Source organism: Tumebacillus lacus (assembly GCF_026410385.1).
Taxonomy (GTDB): Bacteria; Bacillota; Bacilli; order Tumebacillales; family Tumebacillaceae; genus Tumebacillus; species Tumebacillus lacus.
Genome location: NZ_JAPMLT010000011.1, coordinates 166,642 through 173,811, shown reverse-complemented (window position 1 = coordinate 173,811; position 7,170 = coordinate 166,642). Strand labels below are relative to the sequence as shown.

Annotated in this window: 7 protein-coding genes, 2 tRNA genes, 1 rRNA gene and 1 other annotated feature; of the genes, 1 reads left to right on the top strand and 9 read right to left on the bottom strand. The window is 57.3% G+C overall.

Annotated features, from left to right (window positions below; translation table 11 throughout):
* The 3 genes from OS242_RS16940 to OS242_RS16930 all read right to left on the bottom strand — a co-directional run.
* Positions 1 to 198, bottom strand: a 16S ribosomal RNA gene (locus tag OS242_RS16940); the annotation flags it as partial.
* A gap of 93 nt (positions 199 to 291) precedes the next feature.
* Positions 292 to 367: transfer RNA gene (locus tag OS242_RS16935), tRNA-Lys, on the bottom strand.
* Positions 368 to 371: 4 nt separating this feature from the next.
* Positions 372 to 463: transfer RNA gene (locus OS242_RS16930), tRNA-Ser, on the bottom strand.
* A 281-nt stretch (positions 464 to 744) separates the two neighbouring features.
* On the opposite strand from OS242_RS16930, the gene OS242_RS16925 reads away from it, so the two are divergent.
* Positions 745 to 1,134, top strand: a complete 390-nt coding sequence (locus tag OS242_RS16925) for a hypothetical protein (RefSeq protein WP_267152871.1) — start codon at positions 745 to 747, stop codon at positions 1,132 to 1,134.
* Positions 1,135 to 1,197: 63 nt separating this feature from the next.
* Here the strand turns inward: OS242_RS16925 and ileS are convergent, their stop codons facing one another.
* From ileS to OS242_RS16895, 6 genes are all read right to left on the bottom strand, one after another.
* Positions 1,198 to 3,972 (bottom strand): isoleucine--tRNA ligase, encoded by a 2,775-nt coding sequence (ileS, locus tag OS242_RS16920; RefSeq protein ID WP_267152870.1) that lies wholly within the window; start codon positions 3,970 to 3,972, stop codon positions 1,198 to 1,200.
* Between the two features lie 57 nt (positions 3,973 to 4,029).
* Positions 4,030 to 4,279, bottom strand: a binding site (T-box leader).
* Positions 4,280 to 4,339: 60 nt separating this feature from the next.
* The gene (locus OS242_RS16915; RefSeq protein ID WP_267152869.1) at positions 4,340 to 4,831 is read right to left on the bottom strand and encodes a DivIVA domain-containing protein; all 492 of its coding nucleotides are present in this window, start codon (positions 4,829 to 4,831) and stop codon (positions 4,340 to 4,342) included.
* A 77-nt stretch (positions 4,832 to 4,908) separates the two neighbouring features.
* Positions 4,909 to 5,673 (bottom strand): YlmH family RNA-binding protein, encoded by a 765-nt coding sequence (locus tag OS242_RS16910; protein ID WP_267152881.1) that lies wholly within the window; start codon positions 5,671 to 5,673, stop codon positions 4,909 to 4,911.
* Positions 5,674 to 5,695: 22 nt separating this feature from the next.
* On the bottom strand, positions 5,696 to 5,974 hold the full coding sequence (locus OS242_RS16905; RefSeq protein ID WP_267152868.1) for a YggT family protein: 279 nt from the start codon (positions 5,972 to 5,974) through the stop codon (positions 5,696 to 5,698).
* A gap of 3 nt (positions 5,975 to 5,977) precedes the next feature.
* Positions 5,978 to 6,427 (bottom strand): cell division protein SepF, encoded by a 450-nt coding sequence (locus tag OS242_RS16900; RefSeq protein ID WP_267152867.1) that lies wholly within the window; start codon positions 6,425 to 6,427, stop codon positions 5,978 to 5,980.
* 16 nt (positions 6,428 to 6,443) lie between these two features.
* Positions 6,444 to 7,133: a YggS family pyridoxal phosphate-dependent enzyme gene (locus OS242_RS16895; protein ID WP_267152866.1), complete on the bottom strand. Its 690-nt coding sequence runs from the start codon at positions 7,131 to 7,133 to the stop codon at positions 6,444 to 6,446.
* Positions 7,134 to 7,170 lie beyond the last annotated feature (37 nt).

Here is a 7,170-nt window from a genome sequence, read left to right as displayed (position 1 = left end):
TCATGCGACTCAAGAGCCTATCCGGTATTAGCACTCGTTTCCAAGCGTTATCCCGGTCTGTCGGGCAGATTGCCCACGTGTTACTCACCCGTCCGCCGCTGACATCCTCGGAGCAAGCTCCGATTCAGTCCGCTCGACTTGCATGTATTAGGCACGCCGCCAGCGTTCGTCCTGAGCCAGGATCAAACTCTCAATAAAAGTTTGGTTCATAGCGAACTGAATCGCTGGCTCGAAAATCGATCTCGTAACACTCGTTTAGTTTTCAAGGATCAATCAAAAAAGAGACAAACATGGTGAGTCATGAAGGACTCGAACCTTCGACCCGCTGATTAAAAGTCAGCTGCTCTACCAACTGAGCTAATGACTCATGGTGGCGGAGGAAGAGGGATTCGAACCCCCGAGACGGTTTCCCGCCTACTTGATTTCGAGTCAAGCTCCTTCGACCAAACTCGGACATTCCTCCGCGTATTCATTTCCCGTCAACCGCTTGTCTCTCGCGGCGACAGGAGTAATCATACCATGACACCTGCAGGAGATCAAAGCAACATTTCAAACAAAATGTGACGTTTCCCGCGTTTATGTGAAACTATCGGCTCATGATGCTAGATTCTCTCGACCTTTCTCCCTGATCTTGCTTCTGGGCAAACGCCCGTTTTTCCACGATCCGACACCACACATCAACTCCGCACATATCCTTTAGATGTCGGTAACACCCTGACAAACGCACAAAAGGAGCTGACCCCTGTGGGCAAAAAGTATCGCAACGATTCGGATGTCCGCCTGATCCCGTACTATCAATATGATCCGGAGATCCATGAAATCGATACCCGTTACCTGCCGCAATCTCCGCAAGTAGAATACGACTACGACCCGCAACAAGAAGTGCCGGCGCACTTTGAAGCACCGCAGGGCGACTATCGTTTCGTCCCGGTGCCCGTCCCGGTCCCGGGCGGTCGCCCGCGCCGCCGTCGTCGCCGTCGTCGCCCTCCGTTCTACGGACCGGTTCCATTCCCGGCTCCGGTCCCGGTCCCGATCCCGGCTCCCATCCCGACCCCGTACCCGTACCCATACTACGGCGGCTACCCGTATGGCGGTGGCGGTTATCCGTACGGCGGCTACCCCTACAAGAGATAATCACAAAAAATCCCCTTCACAGCCTGGACTGCGAAGGGGATTTTCTTTTACTTCAAACCGGTACTAGCCAAGGAAGTGTACGACGTTGCCCGCACAAACCGGGCAGATCGTCGGATGGTTCGGGTCGGTACCGACCTCGGTCGTCACGACGCGGCAACGCTCGCACGTCTCACCTGCAGCCGCTTTGACGCGGATCGCGAGACCTGCATAGGCAACAGCATCGCCCGGCACGTCCGCACCCGCCTCGTGCACGTTGACTTGCGACACGCCGAGCACCTCATGCAGGCGCGGCACAGAGTGCAACACAGCCAGCGTCTCTGCGTTCGGGTAGAGGTCGAGAGCAGCCGTCAGCGATTTGCCGATGACCTTCTCCTGACGCGCGACTTCCATCGCCTTGAGGATCTCGTCGCGAACGGTGAGCACCGCGCCCCATTTGCGGTCGAGTTCTGCATCGAACGCCACCGGCGCATCGTCCCACTCGGTCAGCTGCACGCTTTCCTCTTCCGCACCCGGCACATAGCCCCACACTTCGTCGGCGGTGTGCGACAGGATCGGCGCGACCAGTTTGGTCAGGCCGACGAGGATCTCGTACATCGCCGTCTGCGCGGAACGACGCTCCAGAGCGGACGGTGCCACGGTGTACATCCGGTCTTTGGACACGTCGAAGTAGAACGACGACAGGTCGACGGTGCAGAAATTGTTGATCTCCACATAGACGGTGTGGAAGTCATATTTGCGATAGCCGTTGTGCACGCGGTCACTCACCTGAGTGAAGCGGTTCAAAGCAAAGCGGTCGATTTCCAGCAGTTGCTCCGGCGCCACTTTATCGGTCTTCGGATCGAAGTCGTTCAAGTTGCCGAGCAGATAGCGGAACGTGTTGCGCACTTTGCGGTACACTTCGGCGACTTGCTTGAGGATCGCATCGGACACGCGGGTGTCTGCGCGGAAGTCGACCGATGCCACCCACAGGCGCAGGATGTCAGCGCCGTACTGGTTCATCACTTTCAGCGGGTCGACGGTGTTGCCGATCGACTTGGACATTTTGCGCCCTTCGCCGTCCAGCGTGAAGCCGTGCGAGAGGATCATCTTGTACGGAGCCTGGCCGCGAACCGCCACGCCGGTCGACAGCGAGGAGTTGAACCAGCCGCGGTATTGATCGGAGCCTTCGAGGTACAGGTCGGCCGGCCAGTGCAGCTCTTCGCGTGCCTCGCAGACCGCCATGTGCGACGAACCGGAGTCGAACCACACGTCCATCGTGTCGCTCTCTTTGCGGAAATGGGTGCCGCCGCAGGAGCAGGTCAGCCCTTCCGGCACCAGTTCATGCGCCTCTTTTTCAAACCAAACCTGCGAACCGTGCTCGGCAAACAGGTTGGAGACTTTGTCGATCGTCTCGTCGGTCACAATCTCCGTGTTGCAGTCGGTGCAATAGAAGATCGGGATCGGCACGCCCCATTTGCGCTGTCGGGAGATGCACCAGTCGGTTCGGTCGGCCACCATGTTGTGCAGGCGCACTTCGCCCCAATGCGGGTCCCAGTTGACCGCTTTGATCTGTTCCAGCAATTGTTCACGGAACTTGTCAATCGAGCCGAACCATTGTTCGGTCGCGCGGAAGAAGACCGGATTTTTGCAACGCCAGCAGTGCGGATAGGAGTGATCCAGCGACTTCTCCGCCAACATGTGGCCGCTCTCATGCAGGTCAGCTGCGATCGCTTTGTTTGCCTTGATGTAGAACTGACCCGCATATTTGCCCGCATCTGCGGTAAATTTGCCTTGGCCATCGACCGGTGCCAAGATCGGCAGGTCGTATTTCAAACCGACCAAGTAGTCTTCCATCCCGTGGCCCGGAGCGGTATGCACACAACCGGTGCCCGACTCCAAGGTGACGTGGTCGCCCAGGATGACCAACGACTCGCGGTCCATGAACGGATGTTTGGCGACGACGCGCTCAAGGTCTTTGCCCAAGAACGTGCCGACGATGTTCGGCTCGCCTTCGATGCCTGCCGTTTTCAGCACGGCGGCGGTCAGTTCTTTGGCGACGAGCAGGTTCTCGCCGTTTACTTCGACGAGGTTGTATTCAAAGTCCGGACCCAATGCGATCGCCACGTTGGCCGGGAGCGTCCACGGAGTGGTCGTCCAGATGACGATGGATGTATGTTCGGTCGGCAGCACGCCTTTGCCGTCTTTGACTGCAAATTTGACATAGATGGAAGGCGACGTTTTGTCCGCATACTCGACTTCCGCTTCGGCCAGTGCCGTTTCACAAGCCGCACAGTAGTAGACCGGCTTCAAGCCTTTGTAGATGTAGCCGCGCTTCGCCATCTCGCCGAAGACACGGATCTGCGCCGCTTCATAGCGCGGTTGCAGGGTGATGTACGGGTTTTCCCAGTCGCCGCGCACGCCAAGGCGCTGGAACTGGCCCTTTTGACGCTCGACAAAGTCCAGCGCATAGTCAAAGCACATCTGACGGAACTCGGTCACCGGCACTTCGTGGCGGTTGATGCCTTTGCTCTTGATGATCGCATGCTCGATCGGCATACCGTGCGTATCCCAACCCGGTACGTACGGAGCGTCAAAGCCGTCCATCGTCTTGCTCTTGACGATGATGTCCTTGAGGATCTTGTTCATCGCGTGCCCGATGTGAATGTCGCCGTTTGCATAGGGCGGACCGTCATGCAGGACAAACTTCGGCTTGCCGTTTTGCTTGGCTTGCACTTTTGCGTAGATGTTCAGTTCGTTCCATTTGTCTTGAATCTGCGGTTCGCGCTGCGGCAGGTTGCCGCGCATCGGAAACTCGGTTTCCGGCAGATTGAGTGTTTTGCTGTAGTCCGGTTTTTCCATGATCTGCTGTCCCTCCAGTGCTGTGAAACGCAAAAAAGTCTCCCATCCCCATCACAAAATAGGGACGAGAGACTTTGTTTTAAGTATCCCGTGGTACCACCCTGATTGCCGCCCGTGGGCGACCGCTCATTCGAACCCGGTAACGTGGGTCAAGCGGTGCCGCCTACTGCCTTCTCCATTCCATCGGAAAAAGGTTCGAGACACGACTCCCGGGTGATTTTCCCGTCTGTTCCCTTTCCCGGCTCGCACCAACCCCGGTTCGCTGCAAAGTTCTTCAGACCGTACTCTTCCCGTTCAACGTCTTGTATGGAAAAATTTCAGGATCATTATATGCCACGCTGACTAGCCTTGTCAAACGGACGCCGTTTTATTCCTCGGTCGCGATCCGGATCGTCTTCTCTTCCAGCACTTCTTCCCATTTGTCGCTGTCGAGCAGTTCCAACTGAGCAGCCACCATCGAACGCAGGCGAGCTCGGAAGACGGCCGCTTGCTTTTGCACTTCATCCAGTTCCATCGCCATGCGACGGGACTTGGTCAACGCTTCGTTGATGATGCGGTCGGCGTTTTTCTCCGCTTCCTTGACAATCAACTGAGCTTCTTTGCGCGCATTCGCTTTGACTTCTTCGGCGGTCTCCTGCGCGACGATGATCGACTTGGACAGACTTTCTTCGATATTTTGAAAATGAGCCAGACGCTCTTCAATCGTCACCAGTTTTTCTTCGAGGTTGCGGTTTTCGCGGATCAGCCCTTCGTAGTCCTTGATCACACGATCCAGAAACTCGTTTACTTCGTCTTCGTTATAGCCGCGAAGCGAGCGGCCAAACTCCTTGTTGTGTATATCCAGCGGAGTCAAACGCATGGTTGCGAGGCACCTCCAAAAGTGTAGGTAGTCAAGCAAGTGAATTCGACAATATTTGCCGTTTTCCTTCCCGACCTTTAGACAAATTTGCCAACTTTAAGAATTGTGCGCCCTTTGCGCGACAGACCGCCGACTTCGAGGACTTTGATTCGACCGTGCCCGCGCAAGGAGATGACGTCGCCTTCCTCGACCGGGGTCGCCGGATTTTCAATCGTCTGCCAGTTCAATTGCAACTTGCCGTTCTTGATCGGATCGACCACCTTGGTGCGCGAAAGACCGAACGCTTCGCCCGCCACCGCGTCCACACGCAGCGACATCACGGTGAATTCCTTCTCCGAAAACTCGTGTTGCACCGCCCGATGCTTCTCCCGCGTGTTTTCCGACACGTGGACAGTTGCCCGTCCCACCTGCGAGAGGTGCAGGCGGATGTAGTCGGCGATGTCACCGGTGACGACGATGTCGCAGCTGTCGTCCTGCACCGAGAAGTCGCCCAGTTTGGCCCGCTTCAAGCCCAGGCCGACCAGCGAGCCGAGGTAATCCCCATGCGACAAAGACACGTAGTCACCCGGGATCTCCAATCGCAAAAACGCCAACTCAAAATCGGCCGGCTCCGGTGCCCAATACGACGGCACGAGCAACGCCCGTTTGCGCTCAGCAAAAGAGGAGCCCCCATCGAGATGAAGGCTCAAATCAGGCAATCGATTGACAATCGCCTCGGTGATTTTGATTTGACGCGGGTCGAGAAAATCGGTCAAAGCAGGCGACTGCCGTTCATCGACGCGCATCGCCAACTCCATCGTGCGGTCGACAAACGGCCGCTCCTCCGGCCGATAGTGCATCATCACATCATCGCGCCTCATCGTCTTACAAGATCCAGCTCAACACGTTGAGCACGCCGACGGTGACAAAATGCCAGGCGAAGATCGCGACGATCGGCGACAGGTCGAGGTAGCCGCCGCCAAGCGGGAGCGGCGGAATGAAACGACGGAAGAAACCGAGATACGGCTCGGTGAATTTTACCAAGAAACGGCCGATCGACGTGCGTTCCACGTCCGGCACCCACGACATCAGAACGCGGGCGATCAGCACGTAGGAGTACAACTCCAAAATGCGGGCTACGTAATACATCAACTGATTGCTCATTGGTCACCTCGTGTTGAATTTGTTCGAACCGTCGACCGGGCCCTGCGGCATCTCGGCCAAGGCGTCCGAGATCTGGCCTTGAATGTCGATGTTCTCCGGGGCACAAAGGAAGATGTTGTGACCCAGTTTTTGCATGGTGCCGCCCAACGCATACGTGCAACCGCTGATAAAGTCGATCACTCGGCGCGCCTCATCGAGCGGGCAGCGGTGCAGGTTGACCACGACCGGCCGACGGTTGCGCAGATGATCGGCGATGCCTTGCGCGTCCTCGTAAGACTCAGGCTCCGCGAGAAAGACGCGCACCTGTTTTTGCGTGTGCAAGGAGACGACGGTGCCGGGTCGCTTCAAAGGCACGACGCCGTCGGGCTGTGCTTGCTGTTCTTCTTGTTCTTCCGCCCGGACCTGCGGCTCTTCGTCCGACAGCCCGAGGAACGTCATCATCTTTTGAAACATACCTGTACGACCTCCATTATGGTTTCACCAATATGCTGCCGATCCTCACGAACGCAGCACCCTCTTCCACGGCAATCTCAAAATCTCCCGACATTCCCATCGACAAGCGGGTGGCGGTGGCCGGAGCGGTCCCTTCGGCGAGCCAGCGGTCGCGCAACTCGCGCAATCCGCGAAATACCGGGCGGGCTGCTTCCGGATCGACGTCGGCCGGAGCCATCGTCATGAAGCCCTGTACCTCGATCCCGGGCATCTCGGCGAGATGGCCCAAAAACGCGGCGACCTCCTCAGGGGCAAACCCGCCCTTCGACTCTTCGCCGGACACGTTGACCTGCACGAGGCAGGGCACGGTGATCCCGAGAGCCCGGGCCCGTTTATCGATCTCCATTGCCAAAGACAACCGATCCAACGAGTGGATCAGGTGAAAGCGTTGGAGCACTTCTTTGACTTTGTTCGTCTGCAAACTGCCGATGTAATGCCATCTCACGCCGGGAGCCCGCTCCGCCAGCGCATCGAGTTTCGGCAGAGCGACCTGCAGGCGGTTTTCGCCGAGGTCTTGCTGCCCGGCCTCCACGAGGGCGGCCGTCTCATCTGCGCCGATGTATTTGGTCACCGCGACAATCGTCACCTCATCAGGGTCACGACCCACACGCTGACAGGCGGCTGCAATGCGGTCTTTGATCTCGATCAGTCTCTGCCCATACTCCATTTCACAGATCCTCCCGTACATGACAATAGGTATATAT